Genomic DNA, 16,971 nt, shown 5'->3' on the forward strand with positions numbered 1-16,971 from the left:
GCGTGCAACAGCTTCTCGCCGGCAAGACAGCCCCCATCCTGATCGTCCTGCTGGCCATTGGCCTGTTCTGGTATGCTGCCGCCATCTGGATGAATGCCCCCTGGCAGACCACGCTGAACCAGCGCGCCGGGCTCGAAAACGTCAGTGCCACCGAGTTCATCGGCCAGACCTGGAGCCAGGACAAGCCGGTCCTGCCCGCGCCGCACCAGGTGGCGGGCGAAATCTGGAATGCCACCGTGGGCACCGATATCGCCTCCAAGCGGTCGCTGGCCTATCACGCCAGCATCACCCTGTCGGCGACCCTGCTCGGCTTTGCCCTCGGCACGCTGCTGGGCATTGGCCTGGCCGTGGTCATCGTCCACAACGACGCCTCCGAGCGCTCGCTCATGCCCTGGATCATCGCCAGCCAGACCATTCCCATTCTGGCCATTGCCCCCATGGTGGTGGTGGGTCTGGGGGCCGTGGGCGTCACCGGCCTTTTGCCCAAGGCGCTGATTTCGATGTATCTCAGCTTCTTCCCGGTGGTGGTCGGCATGGTCAAAGGCCTGCGCACGCCCGAGGCCATCCAGCTCGATCTCATGCACACCTATAGCGCCACGCCCTGGCAGGTGTTTTCCAAGCTGCGCTGGCCGGCTTCCATTCCGTTCCTGTTTGCCTCCATGAAGGTGGGCGTTGCCATTTCGCTGATCGGCGCGGTGGTGGGTGAGCTCTCCAACAATGCCGGCGGTGGTCTGGGCGTCCGCCTGCTCACCGGCTCCTACAATGGCCAGACCATTCAGATCTGGGCGGCGCTGTTCATCGCGGCGGCCCTGGCGGCCGTGCTGGTGATTGCCGTGGGCGCGGCCGAGAAACTGGCCAATCGCGCCATGGGGGTGCGGGCATGAGCGCGACGACCAACACCGGCCTGAGCCGGTTGCAGCTGTGGCTGGCGCTGGGAGCCGGGGCCGTCTCGGTCCTGGGCCTGGCGCTGGCGCTTGTGGCGGGCGATGCGCCGGTTCACCTGCTGGCTTTCCTGCTGCTGGGCACGGCGACCCTTCTGCGCCTGCGTCTGCCCGTCCCCCTGTGGATCGATGGCCTGCTCATGCTCATGGGCGCCATTGCGCTGTTGCTGACGCTGCCGCTGTTCGTGGCCGAACCCAGCTATTTCTGGCTGGCGCTTCTGGCCTGCTGGGCCTTCGCCTGGCTGTTCGTCGAGCGCCTGTCCCAGGCCATCCGGACGCGCCAGCTCTCCGGGCGCGTCTTCGGTCTGCTCATTCCGGTGCTGTTTGGCGTCGCACTGCTGTTCATCTGGGAAGTGGTGACGCGCGGCGCCAATGTGCCCCAGGTGCTGCTGCCCGCGCCCAGCCAGATCTGGACCCGGCTGCTCGCCTCGGTGCCAACCCTGGTGGCCGATTTCCAGCAGACCTTCCTCAAGGCCGTGCTGGCCGGCTATGCCATGGGCTGCGGCGCCGGCTTCATCGTGGCGATCCTGGTGGATCGCTCGCCCTTCCTCAAGCGGGGCCTTTTGCCCATCGGCAATTTCGTCTCGGCCCTGCCCATCATCGGCATCGCGCCCATCATGGTGATGTGGTTCGGCTTCGACTGGCAGTCCAAGGCGGCGGTGGTGGTGGCGATGACCTTCTTTCCGATGCTGGTCAACACCGTGGCCGGGCTCAATCAGGCCTCGTCCATCGAGCGCGACCTGATGCGCACCTATGCCGCCAGCTACAGCCAGACGCTGCTCAAGCTGCGCCTGCCGGCGGCGGCGCCCTTTATCTTCAACGCCCTCAAGATCAACTCGACTCTGGCCTTGATCGGCGCAATCGTAGCGGAGTTTTTCGGAACCCCCATCGTGGGAATGGGGTTCCGGATTTCGACCGAGGTCGGCAAGCTCAATATCGACCTGGTCTGGGCAGAGATCGCCGTGGCGGCGGTGGCGGGGTCTGCCTTTTATGGGGTGATAGCGCTCATCGAAAGGGCGGTCACCTTCTGGCATCCGTCCGTCCGTGGTGGACGGGCATAACTGGGGTAAGGGACGACAGAAATGAAGAAGCTTCTATTGGCATTGACCGCCAGCGCCTTCGCGCTGGCTGCAACCGCCGCGCATGCGCAGGACAAGCTGACGCTCCAGCTCAAGTGGGTCACCCAGGCACAGTTCGCCGGCTACATCGTGGCCAAGGCCAAGGGGTTCTACACCGATGAGAACCTGGACGTGACCATTGCGCCCGGCGGCCCCAACGTTGCCCCCGAGCAGGTGATCGCCGGCGGCGGCGCCGATATCATCGTCGACTGGATGGGCGGCGCCCTGGCCGCGCGCGAAAAGGGCGTGCCCCTGGTCAATATCGCCCAGCCGTTCAAGCGCAGCGGCCTGATGATGATCTGCCCCAAGGAAACCGGCATCACCACCGAAGCCGATTTCAAGGGTCACACCCTGGGCGTCTGGTTCTTCGGCAATGAATACCCGTTCTTTGCCTGGATGAACAAGCTGGGCCTCAACACCGCCGAAGGCGGCGACGTCAAGGTGCTGCAGCAGAGCTTTGACATCCAGCCCATGATCCAGAAGCAGGCCGACTGTATCTCGGTGATGACCTACAATGAATATGGTCAGGCCCTCGATGCCGGCTACGGCCCGGACAATCTGACCATCTTTAACTACACCGACATGGGCAATGACCTGCTCGAGGATGGCCTCTACGTGATGGAAGACACCCTGGCCGATCCGGCCAAGGTCGATGCCTATACGCGCTTCGTGAAGGCCTCGATGGAAGGCTGGAAATACGCCCTCGACAATCCCGAGGAAGCCGCCCAGATCGTTGTCGACAGCGACGACACCGGCGCTGCCGAACTGGCCCACCAGCTCTACATGGTCGGCGAAGTCAGCAAGCTGGTCGATGCGACCGACCCGGCGCTGAGCATGGCCACCTATGACCGTACGGTTAAGGCCCTGCTGGACCAGAAGATTATCGAGAAGCAGCCCGAGGGTGCCTACACCACCGTAGTTACCGACGCGCTCAAATAAGTCGTCATACAACACGTTCAAGATGTGATCGGGGAAAGGGCGGGGCAAACACCCCGTCCTTTTTCTTGCCTTTTTTCATCTCTAAGTTGGTTTGCATCGGTACCGGCGTGGTGGGTATTTTCAACCACGATGCCGACAATAAAACTTACAAATAAACTAGTACTTGAAATGAGGGCTATTATGAACTCGATTATTTATCTTGTTGGTCTCGTTGTTATTGTTATGGCGATCCTGTCGTTCATTGGTCTTGCCTGAGCCTGCCGCGCTTCACGCAACCAATCAAATCAGGAGCTCCAGCAATGAGCATTGACACCCCCACCGGCGTCATCGTCACCGATGCCGCAACATCTACGCGCGACCAATCGAGCTATGTCGACTGGTCAGCCATCATCGCCGGCATCGTGCTGGCCTCAGCCATCAGCCTGGTGCTGATCAGCTTTGGTTCGGCGGTTGGCCTCAACTTCCTCGACTTCACCTACCGCAATGGTCCCAATCCTCTGGTGATCGGCATTGTCGCCGCCAGCTGGTTCCTGTGGGTTCAGATCTCCAGCTTTATGGCTGGTGGCTATCTCACCGGTCGTCTGCGTCGTCGGCATTTCGACGCCACCGAAGACGAGAGCGACCTGCGCGACGGCGCCCATGGCCTGCTGGTCTGGGCTGGCGCCGCGATCCTGGGCACCGTGATTGCCGTGGGTAGCATCGGCGCGGCGGCAAACGCTGTCGGCTCGGCCGCCAGCACGGCGACCATCGCTGCGTCCAATGTGGCCGAGGGCACAGCCGCTTCGCTCGATCCCAATGCCTATCTGGTGGACACCATGTTCCGCTCCACCCGGGCCACCGACACCGCTGCCGCGCGCAGCGAAGCCTCCGGCATCTTTGCCCAGGCAACCCTGGGTGACGGAACCGTGCCGGACGCTGATCGTGCCTATCTTGCCGAGGTTGTTGCCGCCAATACCGGCCTCACCCCGGAAGAAGCCACGGCTCGTGTCGATCAGGCCGTGACCAGCTACGAAGCGGCTCGTGCCGAAGCCGTCAAGGCTGCGCGCCTGGCCCGCAACACCACCATCATCGGTGCGTTCCTGCTGGCCGCCTCCCTGCTGATCTCGGCGATTGGTGCCTTCTGGGCAGCCCAGAAGGGTGGCAATCACCGCGACAACAATACCGCCTTCGTTGACGTGTTCCGTCGGTTCTAGAGAAAGGACATCTGATGTTTAGAGGACTTGCTCTGTGGCTGCTCGGCGTGCCGATCTGGCTGATCATCATCATCGTGTTCTTCCTGCACTAGGGAAGACACAAAAGAGGCGGGGATCACTCCCCGCCTTTTTTCTTGCCTAGTTGAACACCCGCCGTGGCCGGAACTGGCCGAATTCCACCCATCCGGTGGCCAGCACCTCGCCCTTGTGGCTGGCCCAGCATTCATCCAGCGACACCGGCGCCCCCGCCCCGGTCAGCAGCACCGGATTGCCGTGGCGCACGCCATTGGCCTGATGCGGATCAAGCCGGATTTCCGGCAAATCCGCAAACCCGGCCCACACCGGCTTGAGCAGGCTGTCACGCCCGTCCTGGTCGAGTGCTTCGAGCTGCTCGATGGTGACGGCGTCTGCGTCGGTAAAGGGCCCCACGGCTGCGCGGTGCAACAGGCTCACATGGCCCCGCGTGCCCAGCGCCTCGGCAATATCGCGCGCCAGCGAGCGCACATAAGTGCCCTTGCCGCAGCTGACTTCCAACATGGATTGCTCGGGGCCATGCTCGACCAGGGTGATGGCGTCCACCACGATTTCGCGCGGCTCCAGCGTCACGGTCTCGCCGGCCCGGGCCAGGTCATAGGCGCGCTCGCCATCGATCTTGAGCGCCGAATAGATCGGCGGCCGTTGCAGGATCGTGCCCGTAAACTGCGGCAGGATCGCTTCCAGCGCCGCCCGGTCCGGCCGCACATCGGAGGTGGCGATCACTGCGCCCTCGGTATCGTCCGTGGTGGTGGCGCTGCCCCAGGCAATGGCAAAGCGATAGATCTTGGTGCCATCCTGCACCTGTGGCACGGCCTTGGTGGCCTCGCCCAGGGCGACGGGCAGAATGCCGGTCGCCAGCGGGTCGAGCGTACCGGCATGGCCCGCCTTGGCCGCGCTGTACAGCCAGCGCAGCTTGCCCACCGCCTGGGTGGACGTCATGTCATAGGGCTTGTTCAGCACCACCCAGCCGGAGATGGGGCGCTTGACGCGTTTGGGCGCGCTCAATCGGTCTCGCCGCCGTCGTCATCAAGATCGCGCTGCACCTTTTCAGAGCGCAGCAGCGCGTCGATGCGGCTGGCCTCCTCGAAAGTCTCGTCGACCATGAAGCGCACTTCAGGCGCAAATTTCAGGTTCACCTGCGGCGCGACGCGGCCACGGATATACTTGCGGTGCCGGTTCAGCGCGGCCACGATCTCGTCGGCATGGGCGCCGCCCAGCGGCATGATATAGGCGTTGGCGATCTTGAGGTCCGGGCTCATGCGCACCTCGGGCACGGTGATCACCGCGCCGCGCAGGGCGTCATCGTCGATGTCGCCGCGGGCGAACATGGCGGCCAGCGCATGGCGCACCAGTTCACCCACGCGCAGCGAACGTTGGGTCGGACCGCTGGATTTGTTATCTTTGCTCATGGCGGGGAATTATGCCCTCCCCGCGCTCCCGTCAATCCGCCAGCGTGAGCCGGGCCTGCGTGGCCAGTTGTTCGGCACGCTGCTTGACGCGTTCTCCATCCACCGGCCAGGTCGCAGGATCGGAGGGATCGAACGCCTTGCCGCGCCATTCCTGATAGACGATGGCCACGCCCTTTTCGGTCTTGGAAAAGCTCATCACCATAACCTGACCCTGCCCCTTGTAGTCGGCCAGATGGTCAAGATAGGCGCCGCAGACATAGCCCAGTGGCGCCAGCGTATCGCCCTGGTCCTCGCCAAAGGTGAAAAAGCCGGTCAGCTCGGGCTTGCAGCTCTGGCTGTAGCCAAACATCACCGCCTTGCGATAGTCGGCCAGCGGTCGCCCGGCATCGAGCGTGATGCGGGCAGCATAGAGCGTGGTCCAGGCCTTGGCATCCTCGCCCGCTGGATAGATCTCGAGCAGGGCCTGCTTGTCATCGGCGTTATAGACCGGCGCTACCAGCGGCAGCACCTTGCCGCTCAGCCGCTCCGCCGGCGTCAGCCAATCGGGCAGGGGCACGCTGAAGCTGTGGCCAAGGGCATCGAGCACCAGACCATTGCCGGCTTCTGCCACGGGAATGTCGGTGGCCTCACCGGCCATCGCCGGCCAGGTGGCCAGCAGCGCCAGGCCCAGTCCTGCCAAATGGCCCCATTGCTTCGCCATCGCCCGCATCTCCTCAACCAAACCGGCCACCCATCGGGCGCGTCCTCCTCAGGGGCGCCCATGACCGGGCCGAGCAATAGGCGAGATCACCCACACCCGGCAAGCACCAATGAAATCGATTGCGATCACGTCTCCGGGCGCTAGCGGCGCGGTTCTAGGCGCGCATGCGGCTTTCGGGCAGCACGCGGTGGGGCGGCTGGTGGCCGTCCATGAAGGCGCGGATATTGACGATCACCGTCTCGCCCATCTCCACACGCGCTTCGAGCGTTGCCGAGGCCATGTGCGCGGTGAGCACCACCTTGTTGGCTTCGGCCAGCGCCAGCAGGCGCGGATCAATGCCATTGCGGTTCTCGAACACATCCAGCGCTGCGCCGCTCAGATGGCCCGATTCGATTTCGTCCATCAGGGCCCGCTCGTCCAATAGTTCGGGCCGGCTGACATTGACCACAAAGCTGCCAGGCCGCATGGCGCGCAGCCGATCGGCCGACAGCAGGTGAAAGGTCTCCCGCGTCAGCGGCGTGTGCAGGGACACGATGTCCACGGCGCGCACCATGGCGTCGAGATCGGGCCAATAGGTGGCTTCCAGAGGGGTTTCGATCGCCGGCGGGCGGCGATTGCGTGAGTAGTAATGAATGTTGAGGCCAAAGGCCCGGGCACGCTGTGCCACGGCAGTGCCGATGCGGCCCATGCCCACGATGCCGAGCGCCTTGCCGCGCAGGCGGTGGCCGAGCATGGAGGTCGGCGACCAGCCGGCCCAGACGCCGTCGCGCACCAGCATCTGCGTGCCTTCCACCAGCCGGCGCGGTAGCGCCAGCATCAGCACCATGGCCATGTCGGCGGTGTCCTCGGTCAGCACCGAAGGCGTATTGGTCACCGTCACCCCGGCGGCGCGGGCGGCCTCGACGTCGATATTGTCGGTGCCATTGCCGAACTGGGCGATCAGCCGCACGCTGGGCGGCAGCCGCTTGATCAGATCGGCGTCAATGCGGTCGGTGATCGAGCTGACCAGCACATCCTTGCCCGCCAGGCCCTCGATGATGTCGTCGGCCGTCAGCGTCACATCGCCTTCGTTGACATCGGTTTCGAACAAGGTCGCCATGCGCGCCTCGATCGTCTCGGGCAGGCGCCGGGTCACCAGGACTTTGGGTTTGTGACTGGCCATAAGGTTCCGGCTTGGGACCGCCCGGGGTGTGGAAAACCGCACCCTTCAGCGACCATTAATCATCATGGGCTAGTGATAAGGCAATTCTGCACCATCTGCAAAGCCATGTTTGACCAGACCCCGACCGGCGTCTTCCGTCGCGTTTTTTCATTGCTCGTCCGCCCCATCGCCCTGGTGCTGCTCGCGCTTCTGACGGTTCTGCCTGCCCTTGCCCAGTCGGCCAATCCCAGTGGTCTGCCGCTGCCGCGCTTTGCTTCGACCCGGTCCGAACCGATCAATATCCGCGTCGGCCCCGGCACCAAATACGAGGTCGCCTGGACCTATCTCAAATCCGGCATTCCGGTGGAAATCATCCAGGAATTCGATACCTGGCGGAAGATTCGCGACGTCGACGGCGCCGAGGGCTGGGTGCACCAGAACCTGCTCTCGGGCACGCGCATGGGCTATGCCACGCCCATCGCCGCCAATGGTGAGGCCGCCCTGCGGGCCAGCCCCTCCGATGATGCCGCCCTGCGGGCTCGGCTGGGCGCCGGCTTCAAGGTGACCATCAAGGCCTGCGATGGCGAGTGGTGCGAAGTCTCCGCTACAGCCCAGGATGCCGGCCAGCGCAGCGTCAACTATTCCGGTTTCCTGCATCAGGTCGAACTCTGGGGCGTCTACCCCGACGAGGATTTCGACTAGAGCGTTGCCAGCAAGAGTGGACACCGCTTTTGCGGTTCGGAAACGCGACCAAACAGGACTCTAGCCCAGCTCCGCCAGCGCATTGGCAATCTGCCGTCCGCGCCGGAGCGCCTCCGGCTGTTTGGGGCAGGTGGCGCAGAGCTGGTCGGGCGTGATCAGATAGTCCAGGCAGCAACCCTTGCGGTTGACGATCAGCACCACGCGTCCATCCGGCGTCGTCACGGCCTCCAGCGCGCCTTCGCCCGCAACGCCTGCCGCCCGCAGCCACTGTTCGGCATAGTCCAGCACCTGTCCGGGCGTCAGGCTGGGCTGGCGGTGATGCAGCCACACCATCAACCGCAGCAACCGGTCCGCCAGCAACCGCCGTGTGGGCAGTGGCTTGAGGCGCACCAGCGCATTGATTTCGCCCAGCAGCTGCTCGGTGAGCTGCGCCAGGTGCGCGCCGGCATGGGCAATGCCGGCTTCCGGGCTCATCGCGGTCTGGCGCTCGGGCCTGAGGCGAAAGCCATCGACATAGATGCCGCGCCGCCGCTGGGTCAGGCTGCTCAGATCCGGCAGCGCGCCATGCAAATGTGCGGCGATCACCGCCAGATAGGCTGGTTGCCAGATCAGATTGGTATAGAGCCGCACCGCCCAGAAGGCCGGGCCGGCCTGGGCATGGGTGGCCATCAGCGCGCCATGCAGCTGGGCGAGAAAATCGGCATTGTCGCCGCCTGGATGATACCAGCCGGACAGGGGCCCCCCCGGTTCACCCTTCATGAACCCGGTCGCTTGCGCGGCCAATGCCAAAAGGCGCGTGGTGGCGACATCCGCATCGCTGGCGGCAAAGAGAAAAGATCGGGCCATGGCCCCGCTTCTAGCGCCGGCGCGGCGACCTGAAAAGGCCGTCGCGTGTTGGTCGGCTAGACCGCGGCCCGCGCTGCCGCAATCGTGGCCCGCACCGCTTCGGTATCGGTGACGGTCACTTCATATTCACGCTCGATGGCCGTGCCGCCCATGCCCACATGGGGATTGCGGAAAGTCATGCCGCTCTTGAGCGTCTTGAGCGCGGCGAAGTGCATTTCGTCGACGCCCGTCGCCCGGCGCACGCCGGCGATATTGTTCGCGTCCAGCGCGCCGCAGGCCATGATGACGATCCGGCCTTTGGCCGCATCCATGGTGTCCTTGAGAATGTCCTGGCCCTCGACAGCCGTGTCGCGCTGGCCGCTGGTGAGCACGCGGTCGACACCGGCGCGGATCAGCGCCTCGATGGCGGCGCGGTAGTCCTGTGTCATGTCAAAGGCGCGGTGGCAGGTGACGGCCATCGGCCGGGCGGCCTCGACCAGCGTCCGCGTGCGCGCTTCGTCGATCTTGCCGTCTGCGGTCAGGCAGCCGATCACCACGCCTGCAATGCTGCCCATGTCGCGCAGTGCCTTGATGTCTTCCACCATGCTGTTGAACTCGACCTCCGAATAGAGGAAGTCGCCGCCGCGCGGGCGGATGATCACATGGAAGGGAATCGTGGCCACACGCACCGCCTCGCGGATCACGCCCATGCTGGGCGTCAGCCCGCCTTCCAGCAGGCTCGCGCACAGTTCCACCCGGTCAGCGCCGGCATTCTGGGCCGCGATCAGCCCGTCGGTGCCTTCAACGCAGATTTCGATCTTGAACGGGTGCTGTCCCATGAGTGGTCTCCAATTGGTATTGCATTGGTAAAGCGGGGCGCTGGCGACAGCAAGTCGATTTCGCATCGAACGGGCATCGAACACCATTGACTCGTTGTCATAGTGTGCTAGTTATGTAGCACACTAACTAGGCAAAGCACATGGATGACTTTCATACCAGCCAGCCCATCTTCCTGCAGATCCGCCAGCGGCTCGCGCAGATGATCCTGGCTGGCACCGTCGCCGAAGGCGAAGCCTTGCCTTCGGTGCGCCAGATCGCTGCCGAGCTGTCCGTCAATCCACTGACGGTCACCCGGGCCTTCGAGGCGCTCGTAGATATCGGGGTCGTGGAAAAACGCAGGGGACTGGGCATGTTTGTCAAACCGGGCGGTCGCGCCGAACTGCTGACGCAGGAGCGCACCACCTTTCTCAAGCAGGAGTGGCCGCGCATCCTGGGCCAGATCAGGGCCCTGGGGCTTGAACCGCGCGATCTTCTGACGGCGCCCGAGGGCGCAGCAAAATCAAGCAATGCCGAGGGGCAGCATCATGAGTGAACAGTTCACCACCACAGCGTCGACGTCGACGTCGGCCGCGCCGATCGTGTCTGCCCGCGGCCTGCGCAAGAGCTTCGGCCGCAAGGAAATCCTGCATGGCCTGGATTTCGACATCCCGCCCGGCCGCATCTATGGGCTGATCGGCCACAATGGCGCCGGCAAGACCACCACGCTCAATGCCATGCTGGGCCTGACCAATTGCGAAGGGACCATCCGCGTGCTGGGGGAGGACCCCTTCGCCCGCCGTGCCCAGCTGATGGAAAACGTCGCCTTTATCTCCGACGTCGCCAGCCTGCCGCGCTTCCTGCGGGTGCGGGAGCTGTTTGCCCTGCTCACCAATATCCATCCCAACTTCAGCCAGGAGAAGGCGCGCAGCTTCCTCGAAGGCACCGACATCAAGCCCGAAATGAAGGTCAAGCACCTCTCAAAGGGCATGGTGGCGCAATTGCACCTGGCCGTGGTCATGGCCATCGACGCGAAGCTGCTGGTGCTCGACGAGCCGACGCTGGGCCTCGACATCACCTATCGCAAGCGCTTCTACCGCCGCCTGCTCGAAGACTACATGACCGAAGAGCGCACCCTGCTCATCACCACCCACCAGGTCGATGAGATCGAGTTCATGCTCTCCGACATCATGTTCATCCGCGACGGCAGCCTGATCCTGCACATGCAGATGGAAACCGTGAACGACAAGTTCACCCAGCTGGTGGTGAACGACGCCCAGGCGCAGGAGGCTGCGCGGGCCTATGGCCCGGTCTATGAGGAAACCCGCTTCGGCCAGACCGTGATGATCTTTGACGGCGTGGACCGCAGCCTGCTCGAACCCTTCGGCCGGCTCTCCACGCCCACGCTTTCAGACCTCTTCGTGGCGCTCATGCAGCGGCCCACCGCCAATCCGGAGACCGCCCGATGAAAGCCTTCATCGCCCTGGTTCATCGTGAATATATCGAGCACAAGGGCGCCTTTCTGCTCGGTCCGCTGATCCTGCTCACGCTGCTGTTCGGCATTATCATCCTGGCCTTCACGGTGGGCCGCGTTGACGCGCGCCTCTCCGGTGCCGTGCTGACGGTGGTGCCGCTGATCGTCTATGAGATCGGCTTTCTGGGCCTGGGCTTTGCCTGGCTGCTCTATCTGGGCGCGACGCTGTTCTTCTACTGCGCCGATGGCTTTGCCGCCGATCGGCGCAACAACGCCATGCTGTTCTGGAAATCCATGCCGGTGTCCGACTTCACCGTGCTGATGAGCAAGCTGACCGCCGCCATCACCGTCCTGCCGGGCATCGTCTTTGCCATTGCCCTGCTCAGTGGCGTGCTGCTCTATGGCGTGGCGTTCACCACCATGCTGATCAATGGCACCGCCACCTTCGGCGCCCTTGGTGCCATTTTTGGCATCTATCTCCAGGTCGCGCTGGCCCTGCTGGTGGCGCTGGCGGCAGCCTTGCTGTGGTATCTGCCCTATATGGCGCTTGTCGGCGCCATGGCCACCGCTGTCGGGCGCTGGGCCATCCCCATCGCATTGCTGTTGCCGGCCCTGGCCGCCACGGTCGAATGGGTGACGCTGGGCGGGCAGCACCCCTTTGCGACCCATACCTGGCGCTTCCTCGAATACCGCTCGACGCCCCCGGCCACGACCTATTCCGACATATGGTTCTCCGGCGTGGATGGGCCGTCAGGGGCCAATCTTGGCGCACCGCGCTTTGATGGACTGGCCTTTGCCAGCGACCTCCTGGGCCATGTCGACTGGCTGCAGGTGGGTCTGGGCGCGGTGTTTGCCGTGGCCGTCATCTACCTCGCCAGCGAGTATCGGCGGCGCAGCAACGATAACTGACATACCCTGTACCAGACACGTCCTCGGCCGGCGCCGCCAGCGCCGGCCGTTTGCCATTCCAGCACTGTCGCATCACGGCAACGATCTACTTGCGAATGATTTGCAATTGCACTAGAACAGGCGCGGTCCCGCCTGGAGTGTTCGATGCGTCGCCGCCAGTTCTCTGCCATCCTGTTGTCCAGCATAGCCCTTGCCGCCCTGCCGGCCCGTGCCCAGCAGGCCACTTCGCCCCGGCTCAAGGTCATCACCAGCTTCACCATCATTGCCGACATGGCCCGCAACGTGGCCGGCGAGGCTGCCGAGGTGGTCTCCATCACCAAGCCGGGCGCCGAGATCCACAACTACCAGCCCACCCCGGGCGATCTGATCGCCGCCCAGGGCGCCGGGCTCCTGCTGTGGAACGGACTCAATCTCGAGCAATGGTTCCAGCGCTTCCTCGACAATCTGGGCGATGCGCCCTCGGCGGTGGTCACCGAGGGCATTGTGCCGCTGGGCGTGGGCGAGGGACCCTATGAGGGCAAGCCCAATCCCCATGCCTGGATGTCGCCCACCGACGCGCTGATCTATGTCGAGAACATCCGCAAGGCGCTGGTCGGCGCCGACCCGGCCAATCAGGCGATCTACGACGCCAATGCGGTGGCCTACGCCGCCGAGATCACGGCCAAGGTCGCCCCCATCCGCGTCGCCATCGAGGCCATTCCCGCCGAGCGGCGCTGGCTCGCCACCTCGGAAGGCGCCTTCAGCTATCTGGCGCGCGACTTCGGCCTCAACGAGCTTTATCTCTGGCCCATCAATGCCGACCAGCAGGGCACGCCCCAGCAGGTGCGCCGCATGATCGATGCCGTGCGCGAGCACCAGATTCCGGCGATCTTTTCGGAATCCACCATCTCGCCCAAGCCCGCCCAGCAGGTGGCGCGCGAGACCGGCGCGGCCTATGGCGGCGTGCTCTATGTCGATTCCCTGTCCGAGCCCGACGGGCCTGTGCCCACCTATCTCGACCTACTCACGGTCACCGCCACAACCATCGTCAAAGGGCTTTCGCAATGACCGCTTCGTCCGCGCCCGGCCTTGTCGTTGACGACATCACCGTGGCCTATCGCAATGGCACCACGGCCATGCGCCACGCCAGCTTCACCATTCCGCGCGGTTCCATCACGGCCCTCGTGGGCGTCAATGGCTCGGGCAAATCCACCCTGTTCAAGGCCATCATGGGCTTTGTGCCGCTCTCTGCCGGCGCCGTGACCATTCTGGGCGTGCCGGGCCAGCAAGCCCTCAAGCGCAATCTCGTCGCCTATGTGCCCCAGTCCGAAGATGTCGACTGGAATTTCCCGGTGCTGGTCGAGGACGTGGTGATGATGGGCCGCTATGGCCACATGAACATCTTCCGCCGCCCCCGCGCGGTTGACCGCGACATGGTCACCCAGGCGCTCGAACGGGTGAACATGCTCGCGTTCCGCCATCGCCAGATCGGCGAGCTCTCCGGTGGACAGAAAAAGCGCGTCTTCCTTGCCCGCGCCCTGGCGCAGGAAGGCCAGGTGATCCTGCTCGACGAGCCCTTTACCGGCGTCGACGTCAAGACCGAGGACGCCATCGTGGCCCTGCTGCGCGACCTGCGCGACGAGGGCAAGGTCATGCTGGTCTCGACCCATAATCTGGGCTCGGTGCCCGAATTTTGTGATCGCACCGTTCTGGTCAAGGGCACGGTGCTGGCCTCTGGTCCCACCAGCGAAATCTTCACCCGCGAATGGCTGGAACAGACTTTTGGCGGCGCGCTGCGCCACTTCGTTCTGGCCGGCGCAGGCCTGCATGATGATGACGATCCGCGCCATCTGTCGGTGCTGACCGACGATGAGCGGCCGCTGGTGCTCTATGGCGAAAAGGGCAAGATGACCACCCAGCAGTCGGGGCCCGTCGACAAATGATCGACACCCTGCTGCTGCCCTTCTCCTATCACTACATGGTCAATGCCATCTGGGTTTCGGCCCTGGTGGGTGGCGTCTGCGCCTTCCTCAGCGCCTATCTCATGCTCAAGGGCTGGTCGCTGATCGGCGATGCGCTGAGCCATTCCATCGTCCCCGGCGTGGCCGGGGCCTATATGCTGGGCCTGCCATTCTCGCTGGGCGCCTTCTTCTCGGGCGGTCTCGCCGCCGGCGCCATGCTGTTTCTGACCCAGCGCACCAAGCTCAAGGAAGATGCGGTGATCGGGCTGATCTTTACCGCCTTCTTTGGCCTGGGCCTGTTCATGATCTCGCTGTCCCCCACCTCGGTGAACATCCAGACCATCGTCATGGGCAATATCCTGGCGGTGACGCCCGAGGATACGCTGCAGCTCGTCATCATCGCCGTGGTGAGCCTGGTCGTCATGCTCTTCATCTGGAAGGATCTGATGGTGACCTTCTTTGACGAGAGCCATGCCCGCTCCATCGGCCTTAATCCGCCGCTGCTGCGCGCCATCTTTTTCACGTTGCTGGCGGCCTGCACTGTTGCCGCCATGCAGACTGTGGGCGCCTTCCTCGTCATCGCCATGGTGGTGACGCCCGGCGCTACGGCCTATCTGCTGACCGACCGCTTTTCGCGCCTGATCCTGATCGCCATCGCCGTGGGCACGCTCTCGGCCCTGGTGGGCGCCTACATCTCCTTCTTCCTCGATGGCGCCACCGGCGGCGTCATCGTCGTGCTGCAAACCGCTGTGTTCCTGCTCGCCTTTGTCTTTGCCCCCAAGCATGGCGTGCTGGCGGCGCAACGCCGCCGCAATGCCAATGTGGCCAGTGAGGACACGCCATGAGTGACTTCCTCGTCTATGCCCTCTGGCCCTTCCAGTTCTCCTTCCTCACCTCGGCCATGCTCATCGCCATCATGGTGGCGGTGCCCACGGCTTTGCTGAGCTGCTTCCTCGTGCTCAAGGGCTGGTCGCTGATGGGCGACGCCATCTCCCATGCCGTGCTGCCCGGCGTGGTGCTGGCCTATATCGTCGGCTTGCCGCTCGGCATCGGCGCCTTTGCCGCCGGCATGAGCTGCGCGCTCTCGGTGGGTTTTCTCAAGCAGAACAGCCGCATCAAGGAAGATACGGTCATGGGGGTGGTGTTCTCGGGCATGTTTGGCCTGGGCATCGTGCTCTACACCTCCATCCAGACCGATGTGCATCTCGACCACATCCTGTTCGGCGACATCCTGGGCATCAGCACCGCCGACATGATCCAGACCGGCATCATCGCGCTGGTGGTCACCGCCATCGTGCTGGCCAAATGGCGGGACCTGCTGCTCTTCATTTTCGATCCGCAGCAGGCTGGCGCCATCGGCCTGCCGGTCCGCGTCCTGCACTATGGCCTGTTGGCACTGCTCTCGCTGACTATCGTGGCAGCACTCAGTGCCGTTGGCATTGTGCTGGTCATCGCCCTTCTGGTGGCGCCGGGCGCCATCGCCTATCTGCTGAGCAAGCGCTTTGCACCCATGATGCTGATTGCAGTTACCGTCTCGGTGCTCTGCTCGGTGGTGGGCATCTATCTCAGCTTCTTCATCGACTCCGCCCCGGCCCCCACCATCGTGCTGCTGATGAGCGCGACCTTTATCGTCACCTTCCTCAGCCGGTCGCTGCGCCGCGCCGTGCCGGCAACAGCCTGACGACGGGGCGTCCGGTCCCGTTTGTCCCCGCTCACCGCGCCGATCCTAGACTGGTCTCTCCCTGAGGAGAGACCAGATGGACCAGAGCCCAAGACTGTCACTGCCCTTCATCATGCCGGGCCAGGCGCAGAAACACATCACCCACAATGAGGCGATCCAGGCGCTCGATGCCCTGGTGCAGGCCGGCGTCGAAAGCCGCAGCCTCGCCGCGCCACCCGCGTCCCCGCTGGAGGGGGAATGCTGGCTGGTGCCCAGCGGCGCCAGCGGTGACTGGGCCGGCCACGCCACTGAGCTTGCCAGCTGGCAGGCCGGTGCCTGGCTGTTTCTCGATCCGGCGCCCGGCTGGCTGGTCTATTGCAAGGCCGACCAGGCCTTGCTGGTGTTCGACGGGGCGGCCTGGCAACCCCTTGCCGCGCTGGGCAGTGCCCTGCCGCGCCTGGGCATCAACACCACGGCCGACACCACCAATCGCCTTGCCGTCGCCGCGCCGACCACGCTGCTGACCCATGCCGGTAATGGCCACCAGCTCAAGCTCAACAAGAACGCCGCCGCCGACACGGCAAGCCTGCTCTACCAGACCAATTGGTCCGGCCGCGCCGAAATGGGCCTGGCCGGCGATGACAGCTGGCGCCTCAAGGTCAGTGCCGATGGCAGCGCCTGGATCAATGCCGTCACCGTGAGCCCGGCGACGGGCATCGCCAGTTTCGCGGCCTCGCTCCGGCCGGCCGTGGACAATGCGGTGACGCTGGGCGCATCGGGCGCGCGCTGGTCATCGGTGTGGTCGGCCACCGGCACCATCCAGACCTCCGATATCAGGCAGAAGATCGACATTGAGCCCTGCGATCTCGGGCTCGATTTCATTGCGGCCCTGCAGCCGGTGCGCTTTCGCTGGGCCATCGGCGGTACCCAGGCCGACGGCTCGTCCCGGCCTGGTCGGCGCATCCACTATGGATTTCTGGCCCAGCAGGTGGTCGACGCTCTGGCCGGCCGGGATTTTGCCGGGCATGTTCTGGCCGATCCGGCCGACCCGAAAAGCGAACAGGGCCTGCGCTATGATGCCTTCATCGCGCCGCTGGTGGCCGCCGTCCAGCAATTGGCCGCTCGGATCGAGCAGCTCGAGGCGCATCGCTGAGCAGGACCCTCATGC

General features: G+C 64.4%; 19 protein-coding genes. 13 read left to right on the top strand and 6 right to left on the bottom strand.

The window, feature by feature from the left end; genetic code table 11:
- Positions 1 to 2 precede the first annotated feature (2 nt).
- The 4 genes from K1177_RS15895 (at position 3) to K1177_RS15910 (ending at position 4,191) form a co-directional block, all read left to right on the top strand.
- Complete coding sequence (locus K1177_RS15895; protein WP_224704637.1) at positions 3 to 884, top strand: ABC transporter permease; 882 nt, start codon at positions 3 to 5, stop codon at positions 882 to 884.
- Positions 881 to 2,002 carry an ABC transporter permease gene (locus tag K1177_RS15900; RefSeq protein ID WP_396120230.1) on the top strand — a complete coding sequence of 374 codons (1,122 nt, stop codon included), beginning with the start codon at positions 881 to 883 and terminating at the stop codon, positions 2,000 to 2,002. Before K1177_RS15895 ends, K1177_RS15900 begins: the two co-directional genes overlap by 4 nt.
- A gap of 21 nt (positions 2,003 to 2,023) precedes the next feature.
- Positions 2,024 to 2,998 (top strand): ABC transporter substrate-binding protein, encoded by a 975-nt coding sequence (locus tag K1177_RS15905; protein WP_224704639.1) that lies wholly within the window; start codon positions 2,024 to 2,026, stop codon positions 2,996 to 2,998.
- A gap of 299 nt (positions 2,999 to 3,297) precedes the next feature.
- Positions 3,298 to 4,191: a hypothetical protein gene (locus K1177_RS15910; protein WP_224704641.1), complete on the top strand. Its 894-nt coding sequence runs from the start codon at positions 3,298 to 3,300 to the stop codon at positions 4,189 to 4,191.
- Positions 4,192 to 4,329: 138 nt separating this feature from the next.
- On the opposite strand, the gene truB is transcribed toward K1177_RS15910, so the two are convergent.
- The 4 genes from truB to K1177_RS15930 all read right to left on the bottom strand — a co-directional run bounded on the left by truB (position 4,330) and on the right by K1177_RS15930 (position 7,498).
- Positions 4,330 to 5,232, bottom strand: coding sequence for a tRNA pseudouridine(55) synthase TruB (gene truB / locus K1177_RS15915; protein WP_224704643.1), 903 nt, complete (start codon positions 5,230 to 5,232; stop codon positions 4,330 to 4,332).
- Positions 5,229 to 5,636 carry a 30S ribosome-binding factor RbfA gene (gene rbfA, locus K1177_RS15920; protein WP_224704645.1) on the bottom strand — a complete coding sequence of 136 codons (408 nt, stop codon included), beginning with the start codon at positions 5,634 to 5,636 and terminating at the stop codon, positions 5,229 to 5,231. The genes truB and rbfA overlap by 4 nt, the downstream gene beginning before the upstream one ends.
- 31 nt (positions 5,637 to 5,667) lie before the next feature.
- Positions 5,668 to 6,336: a hypothetical protein gene (locus tag K1177_RS15925; RefSeq protein ID WP_224704647.1), complete on the bottom strand. Its 669-nt coding sequence runs from the start codon at positions 6,334 to 6,336 to the stop codon at positions 5,668 to 5,670.
- A 154-nt stretch (positions 6,337 to 6,490) separates the two neighbouring features.
- A complete protein-coding gene (locus K1177_RS15930) occupies positions 6,491 to 7,498 on the bottom strand; it encodes a 2-hydroxyacid dehydrogenase (protein WP_224704648.1) in 1,008 nt (335 codons plus the stop codon).
- Between the two features lie 105 nt (positions 7,499 to 7,603).
- Here K1177_RS15930 and K1177_RS15935 point away from each other — a divergent pair, with 105 nt between their 5' ends.
- On the top strand, positions 7,604 to 8,179 hold the full coding sequence (locus K1177_RS15935; RefSeq protein ID WP_224704651.1) for an SH3 domain-containing protein: 576 nt from the start codon (positions 7,604 to 7,606) through the stop codon (positions 8,177 to 8,179).
- Positions 8,180 to 8,239: 60 nt separating this feature from the next.
- On the opposite strand, the gene K1177_RS15940 is transcribed toward K1177_RS15935, so the two are convergent.
- Together K1177_RS15940 and K1177_RS15945 are read right to left on the bottom strand one after the other, a co-directional pair.
- Positions 8,240 to 9,025 carry a siderophore ferric iron reductase gene (locus K1177_RS15940; RefSeq protein ID WP_224704653.1) on the bottom strand — a complete coding sequence of 262 codons (786 nt, stop codon included), beginning with the start codon at positions 9,023 to 9,025 and terminating at the stop codon, positions 8,240 to 8,242.
- Between the two features lie 56 nt (positions 9,026 to 9,081).
- On the bottom strand, positions 9,082 to 9,843 hold the full coding sequence (locus K1177_RS15945; RefSeq protein WP_224704654.1) for a copper homeostasis protein CutC: 762 nt from the start codon (positions 9,841 to 9,843) through the stop codon (positions 9,082 to 9,084).
- A 140-nt stretch (positions 9,844 to 9,983) separates the two neighbouring features.
- Here K1177_RS15945 and K1177_RS15950 point away from each other — a divergent pair, with 140 nt between their 5' ends.
- The 8 genes from K1177_RS15950 to K1177_RS15985 all read left to right on the top strand — a co-directional run bounded on the left by K1177_RS15950 (position 9,984) and on the right by K1177_RS15985 (position 16,956).
- Positions 9,984 to 10,376 (top strand): GntR family transcriptional regulator, encoded by a 393-nt coding sequence (locus tag K1177_RS15950; protein WP_224704670.1) that lies wholly within the window; start codon positions 9,984 to 9,986, stop codon positions 10,374 to 10,376.
- Entirely contained in the window at positions 10,369 to 11,289 is a 921-nt protein-coding gene (locus K1177_RS15955; protein WP_224704672.1) for an ABC transporter ATP-binding protein, read from the top strand. Before K1177_RS15950 ends, K1177_RS15955 begins: the two co-directional genes overlap by 8 nt.
- Positions 11,286 to 12,203, top strand: coding sequence for a hypothetical protein (locus K1177_RS15960; RefSeq protein ID WP_224704674.1), 918 nt, complete (start codon positions 11,286 to 11,288; stop codon positions 12,201 to 12,203). Before K1177_RS15955 ends, K1177_RS15960 begins: the two co-directional genes overlap by 4 nt.
- Before the next feature lie 144 nt (positions 12,204 to 12,347).
- Complete coding sequence (locus K1177_RS15965; RefSeq protein WP_224704676.1) at positions 12,348 to 13,250, top strand: metal ABC transporter substrate-binding protein; 903 nt, start codon at positions 12,348 to 12,350, stop codon at positions 13,248 to 13,250.
- Complete coding sequence (locus K1177_RS15970) at positions 13,247 to 14,125, top strand: manganese/iron ABC transporter ATP-binding protein (RefSeq protein WP_224704678.1); 879 nt, start codon at positions 13,247 to 13,249, stop codon at positions 14,123 to 14,125. The genes K1177_RS15965 and K1177_RS15970 overlap by 4 nt, the downstream gene beginning before the upstream one ends.
- Entirely contained in the window at positions 14,122 to 14,988 is an 867-nt protein-coding gene (locus tag K1177_RS15975) for a metal ABC transporter permease (protein ID WP_224704685.1), read from the top strand. The genes K1177_RS15970 and K1177_RS15975 overlap by 4 nt, the downstream gene beginning before the upstream one ends.
- Complete coding sequence (locus K1177_RS15980) at positions 14,985 to 15,824, top strand: metal ABC transporter permease (protein ID WP_224704687.1); 840 nt, start codon at positions 14,985 to 14,987, stop codon at positions 15,822 to 15,824. Before K1177_RS15975 ends, K1177_RS15980 begins: the two co-directional genes overlap by 4 nt.
- A 76-nt stretch (positions 15,825 to 15,900) precedes the next feature.
- On the top strand, positions 15,901 to 16,956 hold the full coding sequence (locus K1177_RS15985; RefSeq protein ID WP_224704689.1) for a DUF2793 domain-containing protein: 1,056 nt from the start codon (positions 15,901 to 15,903) through the stop codon (positions 16,954 to 16,956).
- Positions 16,957 to 16,971 lie beyond the last annotated feature (15 nt).

Origin of the sequence: Devosia aquimaris (assembly GCF_020169335.1) — a bacterium.
In the GTDB taxonomy this organism is placed as follows: domain Bacteria; phylum Pseudomonadota; class Alphaproteobacteria; order Rhizobiales; family Devosiaceae; genus Devosia; species Devosia aquimaris.